General features: G+C 53.7%; 17 protein-coding genes. 13 read left to right on the forward strand and 4 right to left on the reverse strand.

Going from position 1 to position 19185, the window contains the following annotated elements:
* Positions 1 to 63: 63 nt before the first annotated feature.
* A complete protein-coding gene (locus tag MKJ04_RS12260; RefSeq protein ID WP_241641933.1) occupies positions 64 to 1194 on the reverse strand; it encodes an endonuclease/exonuclease/phosphatase family protein in 1131 nt (376 codons plus the stop codon).
* 331 nt (positions 1195 to 1525) lie between these two features.
* Between MKJ04_RS12260 and rimP the strand changes: the two genes are divergently transcribed.
* The 3 genes from rimP (at position 1526) to infB (ending at position 6423) form a co-directional block, all read left to right on the forward strand.
* Entirely contained in the window at positions 1526 to 1999 is a 474-nt protein-coding gene (gene rimP, locus MKJ04_RS12265) for a ribosome maturation factor RimP (RefSeq protein ID WP_241641934.1), read from the forward strand.
* A 7-nt stretch (positions 2000 to 2006) separates the two neighbouring features.
* Positions 2007 to 3260, forward strand: coding sequence for a transcription termination factor NusA (gene nusA / locus MKJ04_RS12270; RefSeq protein WP_241641935.1), 1254 nt, complete (start codon positions 2007 to 2009; stop codon positions 3258 to 3260).
* Between the two features lie 121 nt (positions 3261 to 3381).
* Entirely contained in the window at positions 3382 to 6423 is a 3042-nt protein-coding gene (gene infB, locus MKJ04_RS12275; protein ID WP_241641936.1) for a translation initiation factor IF-2, read from the forward strand.
* 243 nt (positions 6424 to 6666) lie between these two features.
* Here infB and MKJ04_RS12280 read toward each other — a convergent pair whose 3' ends face one another.
* The 3 genes from MKJ04_RS12280 to mscL form a co-directional block, all read right to left on the reverse strand.
* Positions 6667 to 7008, reverse strand: a complete 342-nt coding sequence (locus MKJ04_RS12280) for a hypothetical protein (protein ID WP_241641937.1) — start codon at positions 7006 to 7008, stop codon at positions 6667 to 6669.
* A gap of 91 nt (positions 7009 to 7099) precedes the next feature.
* Positions 7100 to 8044, reverse strand: coding sequence for a DUF3078 domain-containing protein (locus MKJ04_RS12285; RefSeq protein ID WP_241641938.1), 945 nt, complete (start codon positions 8042 to 8044; stop codon positions 7100 to 7102).
* A gap of 14 nt (positions 8045 to 8058) precedes the next feature.
* Complete coding sequence (mscL, locus tag MKJ04_RS12290; RefSeq protein ID WP_241641939.1) at positions 8059 to 8511, reverse strand: large-conductance mechanosensitive channel protein MscL; 453 nt, start codon at positions 8509 to 8511, stop codon at positions 8059 to 8061.
* Between the two features lie 178 nt (positions 8512 to 8689).
* On the opposite strand from mscL, the gene MKJ04_RS12295 reads away from it, so the two are divergent.
* From MKJ04_RS12295 to gatA, 10 genes are all read left to right on the forward strand, one after another.
* Positions 8690 to 9472 carry an enoyl-CoA hydratase/isomerase family protein gene (locus MKJ04_RS12295; RefSeq protein ID WP_241641940.1) on the forward strand — a complete coding sequence of 261 codons (783 nt, stop codon included), beginning with the start codon at positions 8690 to 8692 and terminating at the stop codon, positions 9470 to 9472.
* Positions 9473 to 9506: 34 nt separating this feature from the next.
* On the forward strand, positions 9507 to 11000 hold the full coding sequence (locus tag MKJ04_RS12300) for a lipopolysaccharide biosynthesis protein (protein ID WP_241641941.1): 1494 nt from the start codon (positions 9507 to 9509) through the stop codon (positions 10998 to 11000).
* An 18-nt stretch (positions 11001 to 11018) separates the two neighbouring features.
* Positions 11019 to 11468, forward strand: a complete 450-nt coding sequence (gene dut / locus MKJ04_RS12305) for a dUTP diphosphatase (protein ID WP_241641969.1) — start codon at positions 11019 to 11021, stop codon at positions 11466 to 11468.
* A gap of 129 nt (positions 11469 to 11597) precedes the next feature.
* Complete coding sequence (locus MKJ04_RS12310; RefSeq protein ID WP_241641942.1) at positions 11598 to 12605, forward strand: sugar phosphate nucleotidyltransferase; 1008 nt, start codon at positions 11598 to 11600, stop codon at positions 12603 to 12605.
* A 3-nt stretch (positions 12606 to 12608) separates the two neighbouring features.
* Positions 12609 to 14369: a tetratricopeptide repeat protein gene (locus MKJ04_RS12315; protein WP_241641943.1), complete on the forward strand. Its 1761-nt coding sequence runs from the start codon at positions 12609 to 12611 to the stop codon at positions 14367 to 14369.
* Positions 14362 to 15114, forward strand: coding sequence for a DUF4292 domain-containing protein (locus MKJ04_RS12320; RefSeq protein ID WP_241641944.1), 753 nt, complete (start codon positions 14362 to 14364; stop codon positions 15112 to 15114). The genes MKJ04_RS12315 and MKJ04_RS12320 overlap by 8 nt, the downstream gene beginning before the upstream one ends.
* 75 nt (positions 15115 to 15189) lie before the next feature.
* Positions 15190 to 16425 carry a murein hydrolase activator EnvC family protein gene (locus MKJ04_RS12325; RefSeq protein ID WP_241641945.1) on the forward strand — a complete coding sequence of 412 codons (1236 nt, stop codon included), beginning with the start codon at positions 15190 to 15192 and terminating at the stop codon, positions 16423 to 16425.
* 859 nt (positions 16426 to 17284) lie between these two features.
* Positions 17285 to 17503, forward strand: a complete 219-nt coding sequence (locus MKJ04_RS12330) for a twin-arginine translocase TatA/TatE family subunit (RefSeq protein WP_241641946.1) — start codon at positions 17285 to 17287, stop codon at positions 17501 to 17503.
* A gap of 26 nt (positions 17504 to 17529) precedes the next feature.
* The gene (locus tag MKJ04_RS12335) at positions 17530 to 17748 is read left to right on the forward strand and encodes a twin-arginine translocase TatA/TatE family subunit (protein WP_241641947.1); all 219 of its coding nucleotides are present in this window, start codon (positions 17530 to 17532) and stop codon (positions 17746 to 17748) included.
* Entirely contained in the window at positions 17745 to 19181 is a 1437-nt protein-coding gene (gene gatA, locus MKJ04_RS12340; RefSeq protein ID WP_241641948.1) for an Asp-tRNA(Asn)/Glu-tRNA(Gln) amidotransferase subunit GatA, read from the forward strand. Before MKJ04_RS12335 ends, gatA begins: the two co-directional genes overlap by 4 nt.
* Positions 19182 to 19185 lie beyond the last annotated feature (4 nt).

Consider the following 19185-nt stretch of genomic DNA (forward strand, 5'->3'; position numbering starts at 1 on the left):
TGTATCTTGTTGGTTTTGCGCGATGGGTAACACCCCAAAGCTATTCATATTGCCTTCCATCTCCTAACGGGCCTCCTCCGCGCGCGGCTCCACCACATACGTGGCCGAGATAGGGTAATGGTCCGAGAGGCCCATTTCGTTGTGCGTCTGAAAGGAAACCGCCCGCAGCCCGTCGGTATAAAACTGGTTGTCGATGCGCAGGAACGGAAGCGGCCCGTTGTAGGTGGCGCCTACCCCCGTGCCCGCCTTCACAAACGCGTTGTCGAGCTCTTTGGCCAGCTTGTTATAGGTATAGCTGAAGGGGATGTCGTTGAAGTCGCCGCACACGATCGTGCGGTAGGGCGACTCCCGCACATGGTCCAGCAGCATCTCCACCTGCTCTCCGCGGGCCACAAAACCGGCCCGAAGCCGCCTGGCCAGGTTCCGGCCCCTGCGCTTAAAGCTGTCTTCGTTGGAGAGCGAGGAATACGTGTCCTCAATGTCCTCCCGCTTGATGCTCATGGACTGCAGGTGCGAGGCGTACACGCGAATCGTGTCGCCGGCCACGTTCAAGTCCACCCATACCACCCGGTTCGGGCTCGGCTCGTTGCTGAAGTTGATCACGCCTTTGTGGATGATCGGGTGCTTTGAGAAGATGGCGATGCCCACGTCGCCCCGCTTGCGGCTGGTGCGCGACACGGAGAAAAAGCGGTGCTTGTCGTACCGCACCCCGATCCTGCTGATGGTGTTGTACACATCCGAGCTCCGCTTGCTGTAAAACTCCTGCAGGCAGTACACATCCGCCGGGTTGGTTGCTATCCAGTCTGCCATCTCCACCGAGCTGCCCTGGTCGCCTGCGTCATCGCTGTACACGTTAAACATGTGCGTGTTAAAGCTCAGCACCTGCAGTGTGTTCGCCCCCTCGGGCACCTCTTTCTCAAAATTAATGGCCAGCAGGCGGGCATAGTAGTTCCAGGCGAGCAGCAGCACGGCCAGCGGCAGCATAAACAGCCACGAGCGGCGCAGCGCCCAGTATAAAAGAAAGAAGAAGTTAAGGACCAGCGCACCGGGCAGCGAAAAGGCCACAAAGCCGGCAGGCCAGAACGATTGCGGCGGCACCTGCAGGCTGAGCACACCGGCCAGCACCCAGAGCACTACCCCGATGTTAAGGACAAGCCATATACGCCTGCGTATTTTTCTAAAGGTTCCCGACACAAAAGCAAACTTACGAATTAAGAGAGTATCTACCTTACGCAGGCAGGCAGAATATATTGCGGCGCAACGCGGCGTGTCCGGCTGCTTTGCACTATCCGAACTATTGCACCCTTGGTTTTGTTACAGCCCAGGGTTTGCCGACAGCCCCCCTGCCAAACCCCGTTTTACGCCTGTTTTTTTCCTGAAACAGATGAAAACACTAATTTAATAAGGGCTTTGGCAGCCCCCCATGTTGTTTGTCTTAGGATTTTGTAGTAAATTTGTGCCATTATTTCTAATAAAGGAGATGAGGGGACATGGAGTCCCCTTCTTTATTTCTTAACCTTTGGCGATGGCAATTACTGCAACAACTGTACGAGAGATGGCGGAGGCCTGCTTACCCGAGCCGGATCTGTTTATTGTGGATGTTTCCGTGTCGGCGTCTGCCGTGCGCCCCAAAATAGTGGTGCTGGCCGATGGCGAGCAGGGCATCACCATCTCGCAGTGCGCCACCATCAGCCGCCGCATCAACAAGCGGATCGAGGAGACAGAGGGCGAGGAAGTGAGCTATGTGCTGGAGGTTAGCTCGCCGGGCGTGGATTTCCCGCTCACGCAGCCAAAGCAGTACCAGCGCAACGTTGGCCGCCACCTGAAAGTAAAACTGCAGGACGACACCGAGAAAACCGGCAAGTTGGAGGAGGTGACCGAAACAGGCATACTCCTGCTGGAAGAGAAGAAACAGAAAGGCAAAAAGGCAACGTATGAGCCTGTGCAAATACCCTTCGGGGAGATTGTGAAAGCAAATGTTGTAATATCTTTTAAATGATAAAATAATGAACAGTTCAGTCCTGATCGAGTCGTTCGCTGAATTTGCGAAATTCAAGAACATTGACCGTCCGACCATGATGCGCATCCTGGAGGATGTGTTCCGCACCATGATCCGCAAGAAGTGGTCCACTGACGAGAACTTTGACATCATTCTGAACGTGGAGAAGGGTGACCTGGAGATATGGCGCAACCGCGAGATCGTGGACGACAACTCCGAGGACATCTGGGACCATGACAAGATCAGCCTTACGGACGCCCGTAAGATTGAGCCCGACTTTGAGGTAGGTGAGGAAGTTTCGGAAGAGGTGAAGCTGGAAGACTTCGGCCGCCGCGCCGTGCTCACGGCCCGCCAGACCCTGATCCAGCGCATCAAGGACATGGAGAAGGAACTGGTGTTCCAGAAGTACAAAGACCAGGTGGGCGAAGTGATCTCGGGGGAGGTATACCAGGTATGGAACCGCGAGGTGCTGCTGCTTGATCAGGAAGAGAACGAGCTGCTGATACCGAAGGTGGAGCAGATCCCGAAAGACCGCTACCGCAAAGGCGACGTGGTGAGAGCCGTGGTGCAGCGCGTGGAGATCGTGAACGGAAACCCGAAGATCATCCTTTCCCGCACATCGCCTACGTTCCTGGAGCGCCTGTTCGAAAACGAAGTGCCTGAGATCTACGACGGCCTGATCGCCATCAAGAAAATCGTGCGCGAGCCCGGCGAGCGCGCCAAGGTAGCCGTAGAGTCATTCGATGACCGCATTGACCCCGTTGGGGCGTGTGTGGGTATGAAAGGCTCCCGTATCCACAGCATCGTGCGCGAGCTGGAGAACGAGAACATCGACGTTATCAACTATACCGAAAACCTGGAGCTGTATATACAGCGTGCCCTTAGCCCGGCTAAGATCAGCAGCATGAAAGTAGACGAGGAAAACGGCCGCGTGTCGGTGTTCCTCAAGCCAGACCAGGTGTCGCTTGCCATTGGCAAAGGCGGCCAGAACATTAAGCTTGCCAGCCGCCTGGTGGGCCTTGAGATTGACGTGTTCCGCGAGTCTGAAAGCTACGAGGAAGACATCAGCCTGGAAGAGTTCACAGACGAGATCGAGGACTGGGTAATCGCAGAGCTGCGCCGCATTGGCCTCGACACAGCCAAGAGCGTGCTGGCCGTGAGCAAGGAAGACCTGCTGCGCCGCACCGAGCTGGAAGAGGAAACCATTGACGATGTGCTCTCTATCCTGCGCGAGGAGTTAGAAGAAGAAGACAGCCAATAGTTGTGAGTTGAACCGCCATCGCTTAATTTTGAAGAAATTATAGCGGGATGCAACTGTTACTCCCTGGCAAGGCAGCTATATATTTATTTAGTTAGAATTAAAGACAGCATATTAGAACAAAATGGCAGAAGAAAAAACAAGGAGGCTCAAACAGGTTGCGACTACATTAAACATTGGTACCTCTACCATTGTAGAGTACCTCTCTGCTAAAGGTTTTGACGTGGACAACAAGCCTACGACCAAAATCACGGCAGAGCAGTTCGGTATGCTGACGAAAGAGTATGCTTCTTCTATGCAGGACAAGCAGGAGGCAGAGGAAATCAACATTGGCAAGAAGCCGCAGAGCAACCAGGTAATTGAGTCAGACAAACAGATTCATCAGGAGCCGAAGAAGCCAAGCGAGCCTGAGCAGGATATTCTGATAAAGAACCCCAGCCAACACGCGCCGCAGGCACCGGCTGCCCCACAGCCTGCCCCAGCGGCGGCTCAGGAGGAACCCGCTTCTATCTTACCCGGCATCAAAGTGCTGGGCAAGATAGAACTGGACGCCAAAGGACGCCCGGTTCCGAAGCAACCACAACCAGCCCCTGCACCAGAACCAAAGGCAGAGGCAGCTGCACCGGAGCCAGCGGCCAAACCAGCTGCAGAGCCTGCCGCTGAGGCACCTAAGGCTCCCGAGCAACCGGCTGCGCCAGCCCCTCCTGTACAGGACACTCCTGTGGCCGTTGCCCCAGAGGCACCACAGGCCCCGGCCCCTAAGCCGGAAGAACCAGTAAGCGCCAAAGCTCCGGAAGCTCCTGCCAAGCCTACGGAACCCCAGGCACCTGCTCCTTCCGCTGAGAAACCGGCTGTTGAAGCACCTAAAACATCTGCCCCAGAGACGGCGCCGCAGCAACCGGCCACTCCTGCAGCAGACACCAACCCAGAAAATAAGGAAAGCATAGAAACGATTTCAGGAAGAGCAGACCAGCTAAAAGGTCTAACTGTGTTGGGCAAGATAGAATTGCCAGCAGAGTCGCGCAGAAAAGGTTCTAAACCGGTGGCGTCGTCAGACGACAAGAAAGGGAAGAAGAAAAAGCGCAAGCGCATTATTGTAGGAACAGAGGGGGCCCAGCAAGGACCCGGACAGGGCAACCAGCGCCCAACCGTGCCAGCGCAGCAGCGCGGCGGCGGACAGCGCCCTCCTAGGCCAGGCGGCGGCAGAGGTCCGCAGCGTGCAAATACCCCGGCTGGCCGGCCTGTAAAGGCAGAAGTTACGGACAAGGAAATCCAGGAGCAGATCAAGGCAACACTTGCCAAGCTCAGCGGTGGTAAAGGCAGCAGCGGTAACCGCGCCAAATACCGGCGCGAGAAGCGCTCAGCGATTGCCGATGCCACGGAAGAGCGCCGCATGGCAGAGCAGGCAGAGTCTAAGACACTGCGTGTAACTGAGTTCGTGTCAGCCAACGACCTTGCCTCCCTGATGGATATCAGTGTGAACGACGTCATCAAGGTATGTATGCAGTTGGGCATGTTCGTGTCTATCAACCAGCGCCTCGACGCCGAAGCCATTACCATCATCGCGGATGAGTTCGGCTATGACGTTGACTTCATCACCTCAGAAGACGAGCAGGCACTGGAGGATATCGTAGAGGACAACGAGGAAGACCTGGAAGAGCGTGCCCCTATCGTCACAATCATGGGTCACGTTGACCACGGTAAAACTTCCCTGCTCGATTATATCCGAAACGCAAACGTGACAGCCGGTGAGGCCGGTGGTATCACGCAGCACATCGGAGCCTACAAGGTGAAGACGGAGAGCGGCCGCACCATCACCTTCCTCGATACACCGGGTCACGAGGCCTTTACGGCGATGCGTGCCCGTGGTGCCAAGGTAACGGATGTCGTGATCATCGTGATTGCCGCAGACGACTCGGTGATGCCGCAGACAAAAGAGGCGATCAACCACGCGCAGGCGGCCGGTTCACCGATTATCATCGCACTTAACAAAATAGACAAGCCAGGCGCCAACCCGGATAAAGTTCGCGAAGAACTCGCCCAGATGAACCTCCTGGTGGAAGAATGGGGCGGTAAGTACCAGTCTCAGGAGGTATCGGCCAAAACAGGCGCTGGTATCCCGGATTTGCTGGAGAAAGTGTTGCTGGAGGCGGAATTGCTTGAGCTGAAAGCCAACCCAGAGCGTGCCGCCATCGGTACCGTGATTGAGGCATCCCTGGACAAAGGACGTGGTTATGTGGCCACAGTACTGGTTCAGACGGGTAACCTGAAGATTGGGGATGTGGTACTGGCAGGATCTCACTTCGGTAGAGTAAAGGCCATGACCAACCACCTCGGCAAGAAAATGAAAGAGGCTGGCCCGTCAACGCCGGTGCAGTTGCTTGGTCTGGACGGTGCGCCGCAGGCCGGTGACAAGTTCCTGGTGATGGAGTCGGAGCGTGAGGCGCGTGAAATTGCCTCTAACCGCTCTCAGGTACAGCGCGAGCAGAACCTGCGTACCCGCAAGCACATCACCCTGGATGAGATCGGACGCCGTCTGGCGATCGGTACGTTTAAGGAACTGAACGTGATTGTGAAAGGTGACGTGGACGGCTCGGTGGAAGCACTCTCTGACTCCCTGTTGAAACTGTCTACGCCTGAGGTTCAGGTGAGCATCATCAACAAGGGCGTGGGTGCCATCTCGGAATCAGACGTGTTGCTGGCTTCTGCCTCCGACGCGATCATCATCGGTTTCCAGGTGCGTCCGTCGCAGAATGCGCGCAAGTTGGCAGAGCAGGAGCAGATCGACGTTCGCCTCTACTCTATTATCTACGACGCGATCAACGAGGTGAAAGACGCCATGGAAGGTATGCTGGCACCGACGCTGAAAGAGGAGATCACGGGTAACGCAGAAGTGCGCGACGTGTTCAAGATCACGAAGGTGGGTACCATTGCCGGTTGTATGGTGACTGACGGAACCATACAGCGTAACGCAAAGGTGAGACTGGTACGTGATGGCATCGTGGTGCTGGACGGCGAGATACTTGCTCTGAAGCGTTTCAAGGACGATGTGTCTGAAGTGAGACAAGGTTTTGAGTGTGGTATCAGCCTGAAGAACTACAACGATATTCAGGAAGGCGACATTATCGAGGCTTACGTAGAGAAAGAAGTGAAGCGCACGCTATAGTATAGCAGCGAATTACGAACAGTATAAACGCCCCGGCAGCCAAAGCTACCGGGGCGTTTTTGCGTGCAACCCATACCCCGGAGCAGGCGCATACGTGTGTAGATGGCTTTGCTGGGTATGGGCTGCACACGTATAAGACTGCACTGAGAAATCGGAATAACACCTGCAGCGGCTACCTCAGGTAAAACGCAAAACGGCCTGCCATGAAACCATGGCAGGCCGTTTATATACTAGTGAAAGCGTTTACTGGGCGCGGCGCTGTCGGCGGAGCCGCCGCTTATCGCGCTTATGCTTTTTCATCATCTTTTCCTCTTTATTCAGGATTTCCTGCATGCGCTTGCTGTTGGCGATTCTTTTCTTGTCGAAGCTTTTGCGCCGATCGTCTTCATACGTGTTAAAGCGGGTGTCTAAGCCTACGGAACGGTTGCCCACCGCATCGGCAGCGGCGGCCTTGGTCTCCACTTTCCCGGTTCCCCAGTACTCATCCGTGGTAGAAACCGTGCTGCTCTGAGATGTCTGGGCGTTCGCCTCCGTGTAGAAAAACACAATTCCTAGGAATAACAACAGCAGGGGTAATTTCTTCATAGCAGCCTCGTTCTTGGTCAGAAATATAACGTTTATTTTGCAAATAAAATTGTACTTCCCCTAAACACGCGGTTCCGAGGCAAAAGTTCGCCTACTTGAAATTATATGAAAGCCCGATGCCCAGTGTCTGCTTCACCTGCAGCCGCGGCCCCCTGCCATCTACCTTTCCGTCGTCGTTCCGGTCGAGGCGTATCTTAATATCATCATCATAGATCATATGAACAAACAATGTGGCGGATATAAATTTGTTGACCTTGAAGTTCACGAGGTTCTCCAGGGCCACGTCCACATTCTGGGGGTCCCGGAGGTAGTTGGTAAATAGGTCGAGCTTTGACTGCAGCGTGACGTTCTGCAGGATCTCATTCTTGTAACGCACGTTCACATACCCGCCAAACTCCTTCCGGAAGCGCTGCCCGGTGCCCGGAATCGGGTTCCCTTCCACGCCCTTCTCCGCAGCCGATACCCCGAAGGCACCCCGGTCGGCCAGGGCCTGGTTGTTCACCACGGTAAACTTGCCCGTGAACGGAGACAGAAAAACCGACAGTTTCTTGTTGGGCTTGTAGTCCATACCCACCGATGTGAGGATATAGGCCGGAGACAGAAACGCAGCCACCAATGTGTCGCGGGTAACGGTATACGTGGGCGTCAGCTGCGTTTTTATATTTAGCTGGCCGGTATAAAACCACTTCTGGGAGGCCCGGTGGCCGTACTTCAGGTTCAGCTCAATTTTGTCGTCGCTCTTCTGCGTGCGCCGGTCCTCCACTTTCACGAGGCCATAGGTCAGGTCCAGCGAGTTATTCCAGGAGTTCTTCCCGTGCTCATAATTGGCGAAGGCATTGGCAATGCCCAGCACCGATACCGAGTTCTGGCCCCCGGCGGCCCAGTTACTCAGGCTGATCTGGCTGAAGTTGACGGTACCGGTTCCGCCCAGGTCCCAAAGGCTGGTGGTGTCGGCTTGCTGGGCGACGGAGATGTGCGCGCTGAGACAAAAAAGGAGACTGAGGCAAAAAAAGGATCTGCGTAAAAAATTATACATGAGCGGGCGTTTGGCTATACTACTTTTTGGTTTTCCGGGCTGGTTTGGGTGGCATCGTGCTGTCCTTTCAGCACGTCGCGAATCTCAGCCAGCAGCACTTCCTGCTTGTTGATGGCAGGCGCGGGCTTGGCCGCTTCCTTCTCGCGCAGGCGGTTGATGGTGCGCACCAGCAGGAAAATAGCCATCGCGATGATGAGGAAGTTAACGACGGCCTGCAGGAAGTTTCCGTAGTTGAGGGTAACGGCCGGCTCTATCACCTCACCGTTTTCGATCACGGCCTGGCGCAGGAGCACGTGCAGGCGCGAGAAGTTCACGTTGCTGATCAGCAGGCCCAAGGGGGGCATGATCATGTCATCCACCAACGACTTGGTGATACCGCCGAAAGCAGCGCCAATCACCACACCGACAGCCAGGTCGATGACGTTTCCCTTGACGGCGAATTTCTTAAATTCTGAAAAAAATGCCATGTACTTGTGTTCTTTCGTGTTAAAATGATTCTGCAAACTTAGCTAATAAGGAAGACTTTCCCCACCTTAGCGGGCACCTCTGTTGGGGCGGGCCACAGATTTAGCGCTTTCCCGAATGGAGGAAATGATTATATTTGCGAAAGAAGAAATTTGTTTTTAACCGGAGTAGGATCGACCTATGACTATATATAATAACCTGCTGCTGCGCCAGGAAAATGGCATTCTCACCATCACCATCAACAGGGCAGACAAGCTAAACGCACTGAATTCAGAAACGATTAATGAGATACATAGCGCCATGCAACAAGTGTATGACGACGAAACCGTGCAGGGCGTCATCATTACCGGGGCCGGGCCGAAGGCATTCGTCGCAGGAGCCGACATTGCCGAGATCTCCCAGCTGACGGAGGTAACCGCCCGCAGCTTTTCCGAGAGTGGGCAGGAGGCGTTTAGCATGATTGAGCGCTGCAACAAGCCTGTGATTGCCGCCGTGAACGGCTTTGCCCTGGGCGGCGGCTGCGAACTGGCGATGGCCTGCCACATGCGCGTAGCCAGCACCGGTGCCCGCTTCGGCCAGCCCGAGGTAAACCTGGGCCTGTTGCCAGGGTATGGCGGCACCCAGCGCCTGACGCAGTTGGTGGGTAAGGGCAAAGCCATGGAACTGATGATGACCGGCGACGTACTAGGCGCAGAAGAGGCAAAGGCGCTTGGCCTGGTAAACCACGTGGTGGCCCCCGAAGAACTGATGCCGCGCTGCGTGGAGTTGCTGCAGAAAATAATGAGCAAGGCCCCGCTGGCCGTGGGCCTGGTGATCGAAGGCGTGAACGCCGTGTATAACAAAGACGAGAACGGCTACCAGACGGAGGCCAACGCCTTTGCCCGCTTGTGCGCCTCCAAGGACTTTGTAGAGGGCACCAGCGCGTTCCTGGAGAAGCGCAAGGCAAGCTTCACAGGCAAGTAAGCCACCTCTTCTCCCCGCCTCTCAACCCCATCACATGAGTATAGCCAAGAAATTGGTCGGGCAGACTGCCGCCTACGGATTAAGCAGTATCGTGGGCAGGGCCCTTAATTACCTGCTCGTACCCATCTACACGAAAGTGTTCCTCCCGGAGGAATACGGGGTGGTTTCATACCTGTACGCCGCTGTCGGCTTTTTCAATATCCTGTACACGTATGGTATGGAGACGGCCTATTTCCGCTTCTCCAACAAGCCCGGCACCGACAAAGTCAGGCTTTACAACCAGGTCCTCAGCCTGATCCTGAGCAGCAGCCTTTTGTCCACGATGCTGCTCATACTGGCTTCCGGGGCAATCGCCAGGTATATCGGCTTCCCCGACCAGCAGGAGTATATCGTGTGGCTCGCCATCGTGCTGGCTATCGACGCCATTGTGGCCATACCTTTCGCACGGCTTCGGCTCCAGAACAAGGCGGTTAAATTCGCATCTATCAAGCTAGCGAACATTCTGTTCACCGTAGGGGCCAATATGTTCTTCCTGGTGCTGTGCCGCGACATCTATAACGGCAATTACCTGCAGGAACTACGGCCGTTGGTAGGCAAGCTCTACAACCCCGAATTCGGGATAGGCTATATTTTCCTGATCAACCTGGTTGCCAATGCCCTCCTTATCCCGATGCTGTGGAAAGAGTTCTCGCGGTTCCGGTTTGAGCTGAACAAGGAGCTGCTGCGCCCCATGCTGGTGTATGCCTATCCGCTGATGCTGATGGGTATGGCAGGGGCGGTAAACGAGCTTCTTGACCGGATTTTGCTGGAGGAGTGGCTGCCCGAGGGCTTTTACCCCGGCAAGAGCAACATGGCCGCCGTCGGAATTTACAGCGCCTGCTACAAGCTCTCCATTTTCATGACGCTGGCTATACAGGCCTTCCGCTACGCCGCCGAGCCTTTTTTCTTCTCGCAGGCCGAGGAGAAAGACTCCCCGCAGGCGTTTGCCCTCATCATGAAGTGGTTCGTGATTGCCTGCGCCGCCATCTTCCTGTTTATCTCGGTTAATTTAGAGGATTTTGCCCTGCTGCTGCGCAGCGAAGCCTACCGCGAGGGCATCATGGTAGTGCCCGTGCTGTTGCTGGCCAACCTGTTTTTGGGGGTATACTACAACCTCTCGGTATGGTTCAAACTCACAGACAAGACCAAGTATGGCACCTACATCAGTTTCGGGGGCGCGGCCATCACCATCACCTTTAACCTGCTCCTGATCCCGGTGCTGGGGTATATGGGCTCGGCCATCGCCACGTTTCTCTGTTATTTCAGTATGGCGCTAGCCAGCTACCTGCTGGGCAACCGGCACTACCCCATCCCCTACCCTGTCAAAACCATCCTGGGCTATATCGTCCTTGCGATTGCGTTGGTATGGCTGGCGCTTGAGGTCGAGATTGATAATTTCTGGCTGCGCCACGCATACCACCTGGGTACCTGTGTTGTATTCGGTGCAGTGGTTGTGCTGCGGGAGCGCCCGCGGTTCCTTAAATTTTAATGCTTATATTGAATGATGATGCAAAAAGATGACCTTTTGGTTCATGTTATAAACAAGTCGAAGCACACGCTTCCCTCGTATCAAACCATACATGCTGCCGGCATGGACCTGCGGGCAAACCTCGAGGCGCCAGTTACGTTGAAGCCACTGCAGCGCGCCCTCATCCCGACGGGCTTACACATTGCCCTGCCCGAAGGCCACGAGGCGCAGATACGCCCCCGCAGCGGCCTGGCCTACAAGCACGGCATCTCGATCGTGAACAGCCCGGGCACCATTGATGCCGACTACCGCGGCGAGATTAAGGTGCTGCTGGTAAACCTCTCGGATCAGGAATTTGTGGTGGAGGATGGAGAGCGCATCGCACAGATGGTGGTGGCCCAGTACGCGCGCATCGCGTGGCAGGAAGCCGAGGAATTGACGGACACAGCGCGTGGCGCTGGCGGCTACGGCAGCACGGGCACAAAATGACGTTGTTCGTGTGTCGTTACTCGTTGATCGTTCTCCGATAATAAATAAAATCAATTAACGAACAACGAGACACGAATTACGATACAAAAGCAGAGAAACAAAACTCAGAACTTAAAATAAAAACAGCTTATGAGAATCATCATACCAATGGCAGGCATGGGCAAGCGTATGCGCCCCCACACCCTTACTGTTCCCAAGCCACTCATCCCGATTGCGGGCAAACCCATTGTGCAGCGCCTTGTAGAGGACATTGCCAAAGTGTGTCATGAACCCATTGAGGAAGTGGCTTTCATCATCGGCCACTTCGGCGAGAAGGTGGAGCAAAACCTGAAAAAAATCGCCGAAGCCGTTGGCGCCAAAGGCACGATCTGTTACCAGGAAGAGGCATTGGGCACGGCGCATGCCATCCTTTGCGCCCAGGAGGCGTTGGAGGGCAAGGTAGTGGTAGCGTTTGCCGACACGCTTTTCAAAGCCGACTTTAAGCTCGACACCAACGCCGACGGCACCATCTGGGTGCAGCGCGTGGAAGACCCGCGCCCGTTTGGCGTGATCAAGCTGAACGAGCAGAACCAGATCACGGATTTCGTGGAGAAGCCCGAGCAGTTTGTGTCTGACCTGGCCATCATCGGCATCTACTACTTCCGCGACGGCGAGTACCTGCGCAGCGAGTTGCAGTACCTCCTCGACAACGACATCAAAGACAAGGGCGAGTTCCAGCTGACAAACGCGCTGGAGAACATGAAGAACAAAGGCACCACGTTTATACCTGCCGTGATCTCGGAGTGGCTCGACTGCGGAAATAAAAATGCCACCGTTTATACTAACCAGCGCTATTTGGAGTATATAAAAGATGAGGAAGGCTTAGTAGCTTCGTCGGCGCAGCTGGAGAACTCGGTAATTATCCCTCCTGTATACATTGGTGAGAACGCCCGCATCACAAACTCCGTGGTGGGCCCGCACGTTTCCATCGGCAACAACACAAATGTCTACAACTCAGTGATAAGCAACTCGATCATTCAGGAAGACACTTCCCTCAAAAACAGCAACGTTGCAAACTCAATGCTCGGTAACTTTGTTGTGTTTGAAGGACGGCCGACGGATCTCAGCCTCGGCGACTTCAACACGCTTACAGAGTAGACCATGACCATATTCAGAAACATCCTCTTTGCCACCTGCTGCCTGGCCTTTGTAGGCGCCAGCGAAAGCAGCGCCCAGTCTTCCAAAAAAAAGAAGGCGAAAGCCGCCACCGAAACAGTTGCCGCACCGCAGGTGCAGGAGCCCTCGGAGCGCGACAGGCAGGTGAGCGAGGCCTTGTTTCTGGATGGGATGAAATATTTTATGCTGGAGGACTACCAACAAGCCCTCCAGCTTTTTCAGAAAGCCTATACCGTTACCCCCAACAACGCCGCGCTCAACTACAAGATCGGGGAGACATACCTGCAGCTGAAAAATCCGGAGGGCGCCATGCCTTTTGCCAAGGCCGCCGTGCTTCTGGAAAAGCAAAACGCCTATTACTATCTTCTGGTGGCACAGCTGCACACAGGCCAGAAACAGTACGATGCGGCAGCGCAGGCTTTCAACGACCTGTTGCGGAATGTCCCCAACTCCGAGGAATACCTCTTCAACCTGGCCGACCTATACCTGTCGCAGTCCCGGTTTGACGATGCCCTGAAAACGTATGACCGCATAGAGAAGCGCTTCGGGGAAATGGAGCAGTTGCTCGTGAACCGCCAGCAAATATACCTCCGCCAGAAGAACATCGACAAGGCGATTGAGGAAGGAAACAAACTACTGGCCACCAACCCCAGCGAGGTACGTTACTTTCTGGCGCAGGCAGAGCTCCTGAACGCCTCCAAAAAGCCAGACGAAGCCATTGCCATCCTGGACAAGGCGCTTCGTATGGAGCCCAACAATCCCTTTGCGCACCTCATGCTCTCTGACCTGAACCGCCAGAAAGGCAACAAGGCAAAAGCCGAGGAAGAGGTGAAGTTTGCTTTCGCCAGCCCGGAGCTGGACATCGACACCAAGGTGCGCATTCTGGTGGATTTTATACGTCAACTGCCAAACCCGGAGATCGAGCCCGTGGCACTGGAACTGGTGAGCTTAACCATCAAAACCCACCCTGAGGAAGCCAAGGCCTATGCCGTTGCCGGCGACCTGCAAACCATCGTGAACCAGAAAGAGCCCGCCCGGGACAATTACCTGAAAGCGGTGAAGCTAGACGAATCCCATTTCAAGATCTGGCAACAGATTGTCTTGCTGGATGCGGAACTCTCGCAGGAAGAGGCGATGGTGCAGCACTCAGAGCAGGCGCTTGAGCTTTTCCCAAACCAAGCGGTATTCTGGTTTTACAATGGCACGGGCCACCTGATTACAAAGAACTTTACCAAAGCCGTGAAATCGCTGGAGTACGGGAAACGGCTTTCGGCCAGTGAGCCGGAGCTTCTGGTGCAGTTTAACATGCAACTGGGCGATGGGTATAACTCCTTGAAAGATTTCCAAAAATCAAACGCTGCCTATGACGCCGTGCTGGCCCAGGACAAAGACAATGAGCATGTGCTCAACAACTACAGCTATTTCCTGTCGTTGCGGAATGAAAACCTGGACAAAGCCATCGAAATGGCAGAGCGCCTGGTAGCCAAGCATCCCACAAACCCCACCTATCTGGACACCTATGCCTGGGTGCTTTACAAAAACGGCAAGTACACGGAGGCACGCAAATTCCTGGAGCAGGCGGTCGCTCTCTCCGATGACGCCACCATAGTGGAGCATTACGGCGATGTGCTTTTTAAGCTCGGGAAAAAGGAAGAAGCCGTGAGCCAGTGGCAGAAAGCAAAGCTTAAAGGCGAGGCATCTGCATTTATTGACAAAAAAATAAAAGACAAAAAACTGTATGAGTAAACATATTTTGCTCTGCCTGCTGGGCATCGTCATGCTGGCAGGCTGCAAAAAAGAGTTGGCACCCGGTACAGCCTCCGCCACTACAGAAAGTATCGGCACCATACAGGTCAACAATCTCGATTTCAATTACCTCAGCTCCAAAGGGCAGATTACGCTCAAGGACAATAACGACAACCTGTCCTCCGGCGTCAGTATCCGGATGAAGAAAGACAGCGTGATCTGGGTATCGGTGCAGCCGGGCCTCGGCATTGAGGCCGCCCGCATGATGCTGACGCAGGACTCCGTGTATATGATCAATCGGCTGCACAAAGAGTATGTGGCGTCGGATTATACTTTTCTGCGCAACAAACTGCAGGTGGATGTGAGCTTTGAACTACTCCAGTCTATCCTGCTGGGCAACTATCAGTCGCAGGGCAAAGAGAAAGCCTCTGAGGAGGGGGCGATGCAGCATATACAGCAACTCCGCCAGAACCTGACCTTCGACTATTTCATTGGCCGCCTGACCAGCAAGCTGCAGCAACTGAACGTGCAGGACAACAACACCGGCAACACCATCACAGTGAGGTATGACAGCTTTGCACAGATAGGCCAGGTGCCGTTTGCGCATGCCATGGCGGCGCAGGTGCTGCAGAAAGGACAGGTCTCAGACTTCACGCTCAACTACAGCCGCATCAGCGTCACGGATGAGGCACTCTCCTTTCCGTTCAGCGTACCAGCCGATTACAAACGCCCTGCCCTCAATTAAATCATCGGGGCTGTTGGTTCTTCAGGTATAGTTTTGCCATATTTGTAGCCTTTAGAGTAGAAGAACCGCCCCTTGATGAACGCCCTTTACAGATTCACTTTTTTCCTGCTGCTCCTTTGCCTGCCGCTGGCCACCCAGGCCCAAAAGAAAAAGAGCAAGGCGCAGCTGGAAAAGGAGAAAAAAGAAAACCTGAGCCGTATTAAAGAAGCCAACCGCATTCTGCAGCAAACCAAAAAGCAGAAGGAGGTTTCTATTGGCCAGCTCAACGCCATTCAGGAGAAAATCACGGTACAGAAGGGAGTCATCAGCAACATCTCACGCGAAATAAACTTTATTGAGTCAGACGTAAAGGAGACGGAAGGCATTGTGGGTGCCTTGCAGAACGACCTTGAGCGGCTGAAGAAAGAGTATGCCACCATGGTGTACGCAGCCTCCAAAACGGCCAACAGCTATAACAAGCTCATGTTCCTGTTCGCCGCTGACTCCTTTAACCAACTGGTGCGGCGCATGCGCTACCTGCAGCAATACTCTGAATCCCGCAAGAAACAAGTAGAACAGATCGACAAGGTGCAAGCCGTCCTGACAGGGCAGCTCACAATCCTGGAATCGAAGAAAAGGCAGAAGCAGAACCTTCTCGGCAAGCAAGTGGCTGAAAGCAAGAACCTGCACTCGCTGCGCCAACAGCAGGACAGCGTGATTACGAAGCTGACCAAGCAGGAGAGCAACCTGAAACAGGAAGTGGCTAGTCGGCAGGAGTCTGTCCGGAAACTGGACAAGCTGATTGCGGACCTGGTGCGGGAAGAAATTGAGCGCGCCGCGCGTGCTGCCCGGGCAGCTGGCAAAGCCACAAGCGGCAGTTCCAGCAAAGTAACCCTAACCCCGGAAGCGGCGCTGATCTCCTCTTCGTTTGCGGGTAACAGGGGCCGTTTGGCCTGGCCCGTGGAGCGCGGCTTTATCTCACAGAAGTTCGGGCGGCACAACCACCCGGTGCTGAAGGGCGTGGTAGTCGAAAACCATGGCGTAGACATCCAGACTGCACAGGGGGCCAATGCCCGCGCCATCTTCGAGGGTACTGTGCTGACGGTGGCTTCCGTGCCCGGTATGAACAACATCGTGATGGTGCAGCATGGCGAGTACTTTACGGTGTATGCCAAGTTGAAATCCGTGAGCGTGAAGACGGGGCAAACGGTAAAGATGAAAGACACCATCGGTACCGTGTACACTGACAGCGACGGCACAACCGCCCTGCAGTTTCAGGTATGGAAGAACCAGCAAAACCTGAACCCCGAAGGCTGGATTGCTCCGAAGTAACGCACAGCTTTAAACACCTCCCCACCCTGAAAGCCGCACCCCCTGTGGCTTTCTTTATTTTAAGGCATACCGACCAGTGTCAGCTTAATTGTGATTCGCTATGTATGTGATCGGAAAGAAACTGGAACAGTAGCGGGATGCTACATGTGCGCAGGCGGCAAGGAAAACAAGGAAAGGATAAAATAAAAAAACACCCTACAGTGTAGGGTGCCTTTCCAAGCTATGAAAACAAACTTAATATTTATATCAAAATGCGGCTTCAAAAGCCTGCAGTGATTTCTAATTCAAATGTACAATGTACAATTCACAAATGCAACACAAATGCAACACTCTAAACCATTAGATAATATATGTATATATATACTTATATCTATTAAAAAGGTTATGGTTTCGGCTTAATTTATTTTGAAATAAATTAAAAACGTGTAGCCTGTATACCTATCCAGAAAATTTCCGGTATTTGCACCTACAGCTGCGTGCTGTTTATACCCTTTTGGTATATGCTTGTATTTTATAGCATAACAAGCGCTGTGCCAAACACACATCCGTTTGTAAGTGCTTGACTTGTCGCACACTTCTATTTATCTTGCTAATGCTTATTCCTGATTTGGGAATAAAACCAGGAAAATATTCCATATTTTGGAAACAAGCCAGGAGCTATGTTATTTCTGCCGGGCGGCTCACGAAAAAACACGTCTGCCGCGTTATGTACCTACCAATAGGAACAGGTATGGCATTCTTTTGTTTCAGGCTGCAGCTATCTGCATAAAAAGCAGTACATTAAACTTATATAAGCGGTTATGGGTTTAATTTAAATATTAACTCTAATTTTGTAGCATTCATTTAAAATCGAAAAAAGATGGGTATCAACAACATTTTCTTATTCTTAGGAGGCTTGGGAGGCACAGAAATTCTTTTGATCCTTTTTGTAATCCTGCTCCTTTTTGGTGCTAAGCGCATCCCTGAACTGGCTAAGGGCCTGGGCCGTGGTATACGTGAGTTCAAAGACGCGACGAAAGAAATCAAGAGCGACATTGAGAACTCCGTGAAGGACGATAATCACAGCGCGACCAAGTAATCCCACATTAAGCGTTTAATAGCTCTATGTACGGCGGTACTGTGCTTCTTTTCCTGGGGGACCTTGGAGGAGGCGAAATGCTGGTAGTGTTAACAGCAGTGCTAATGTTGTTTGGCGCAGACAAAATTCCGGGCATTGCACGCTCCTTTGGGCGTGGCATCCGCGAGTTTAAAGACGCGACGAACGAAATCAAAAACGAACTTGAGCAATCCATCAAAGACGACAAAAAGTCAAAAATAGATTGAGACAGTATAACTCTTTACACGACATCCGTGCTGCCATCGCCGACGGGCAGGTATCATGCCGGCAATTAGTAGAACATTATCTCCACAACATCAGGGAAAAGGCGGCACTTAACGCGTTTTTGGAAGTGTTTGAGGAAGAGGCGCTCCTTCAGGCCGATACCGTGGACCAGAAACTTGCTTCCGGCAATGCCGGAAAGCTGGCTGGTATGGTGATCGGAATTAAGGACGTGCTTGCTTACAAAGGCCACAGTTTGCAGGCCTCCAGCCGCATGCTGCAGGGCTTTAAGTCTCTGTATACTTCATCGGCAATTGAGCGGCTTTTGCAGGAGGACGCCATCATCATCGGTCGCCAGAACTGCGACGAGTTTGCCATGGGTGCCTCAAATGAGACCTCTGCCTTTGGCAATGCCCTGAACGCCGATGACACCTCCCGCGTGCCGGGCGGTTCGTCCGGGGGTTCCGCGGTGGCGGTGCAGGCCGATTTGTGCCTTGCCTCCATCGGCTCTGATACAGGCGGGTCTGTGCGGCAGCCGGCTTCGTTTTGTGGGGTGGTGGGCTTTAAGCCGACCTACTCCCGCATTTCGCGCTATGGCCTGATCGCGTACGCCTCGTCTTTCGACCAGATTGGCGTGATCACGAAAAACGTGCCCGACGCTGCCTTGCTTTTAGAGGTAATGGCCGGGGCCGACGGTATGGACAGCACTGCCAGCCAACGCGAGGTGCCTGCCTATAGCGAGTTGCTTTCTGCTGACAAGAAGTATAAGATCGGGTATATCCAGGATTGCTTCGACAGCGAGGGTTTGGATGCCGAGGTGAAAGACACGATTCTGGGCGTGAAGGAGATGCTGAAGGACGCTGGCCACCAGGTGGAGGCCGTGGACTTCCCATACCTCGACTACATCGTGCCTACTTACTATATCCTAACAACGGCTGAAGCAAGCTCAAACCTGGGTCGTTACGATGGCGTGCGGTATGGCTTCCGTTCCGAAAACGTGACCGACCTCACCTCGCTTTACAAGAAGACAAGGTCTGAGGGCTTTGGCCACGAAGTGCAGCGCCGCATCATGCTGGGCACTTTTGTACTTAGTGCCGATTATTATGACGCCTATTATACGAAAGCACAGAAGGTTAGACGTTTAATTAAAGAGAAGACGGATGAGTTGCTTCAGGCATATGATTTTCTTATCTTGCCTACTGCTCCTACCACTGCTTTTAAGGTAGGGGAAAACACCACGAATCCGTTAGCCATGTACCTGGCTGATATCTTTACGGTTCAGGCCTCACTTGCGGGCGTGCCAGCCATCTCCATACCGGTTGGGCGCGATGCCAACGGCCTGTCTATCGGATTGCAGCTTCTGACCCGTTCCTTCGAGGAGGCATCTTTGCTGGCTTTCTCGAATCAGATATTGGATAAGATTTCCGTTGAAGCCTAGTTAA

It is taken from the genome of Pontibacter sp. E15-1, assembly GCF_022601975.1.
Classification (GTDB): Bacteria; Bacteroidota; Bacteroidia; order Cytophagales; family Hymenobacteraceae; genus Pontibacter.

Bases quoted from the DNA above. Each gene is read 5' to 3' on its own strand.
- rimP (WP_241641934.1), top strand. From the start codon at position 1,526: ATGGCAATTACTGCAACAACTGTACGAGAGATGGCGGAGGCCTGCTTA.
- nusA (WP_241641935.1), top strand. From the start codon at position 2,007: ATGAACAGTTCAGTCCTGATCGAGTCGTTCGCTGAATTTGCGAAATTC.
- infB (WP_241641936.1), top strand. From the start codon at position 3,382: ATGGCAGAAGAAAAAACAAGGAGGCTCAAACAGGTTGCGACTACATTA.
- MKJ04_RS12280 (WP_241641937.1), bottom strand. From the start codon at position 7,008: ATGAAGAAATTACCCCTGCTGTTGTTATTCCTAGGAATTGTGTTTTTC.
- MKJ04_RS12285 (WP_241641938.1), bottom strand. From the start codon at position 8,044: ATGTATAATTTTTTACGCAGATCCTTTTTTTGCCTCAGTCTCCTTTTT.
- mscL (WP_241641939.1), bottom strand. From the start codon at position 8,511: ATGGCATTTTTTTCAGAATTTAAGAAATTCGCCGTCAAGGGAAACGTC.
- MKJ04_RS12295 (WP_241641940.1), top strand. From the start codon at position 8,690: ATGACTATATATAATAACCTGCTGCTGCGCCAGGAAAATGGCATTCTC.
- MKJ04_RS12300 (WP_241641941.1), top strand. From the start codon at position 9,507: ATGAGTATAGCCAAGAAATTGGTCGGGCAGACTGCCGCCTACGGATTA.
- dut (WP_241641969.1), top strand. From the start codon at position 11,019: ATGCAAAAAGATGACCTTTTGGTTCATGTTATAAACAAGTCGAAGCAC.
- MKJ04_RS12310 (WP_241641942.1), top strand. From the start codon at position 11,598: ATGAGAATCATCATACCAATGGCAGGCATGGGCAAGCGTATGCGCCCC.
- MKJ04_RS12315 (WP_241641943.1), top strand. From the start codon at position 12,609: ATGACCATATTCAGAAACATCCTCTTTGCCACCTGCTGCCTGGCCTTT.
- MKJ04_RS12320 (WP_241641944.1), top strand. From the start codon at position 14,362: ATGAGTAAACATATTTTGCTCTGCCTGCTGGGCATCGTCATGCTGGCA.
- MKJ04_RS12325 (WP_241641945.1), top strand. From the start codon at position 15,190: ATGAACGCCCTTTACAGATTCACTTTTTTCCTGCTGCTCCTTTGCCTG.
- MKJ04_RS12330 (WP_241641946.1), top strand. From the start codon at position 17,285: ATGGGTATCAACAACATTTTCTTATTCTTAGGAGGCTTGGGAGGCACA.
- MKJ04_RS12335 (WP_241641947.1), top strand. From the start codon at position 17,530: ATGTACGGCGGTACTGTGCTTCTTTTCCTGGGGGACCTTGGAGGAGGC.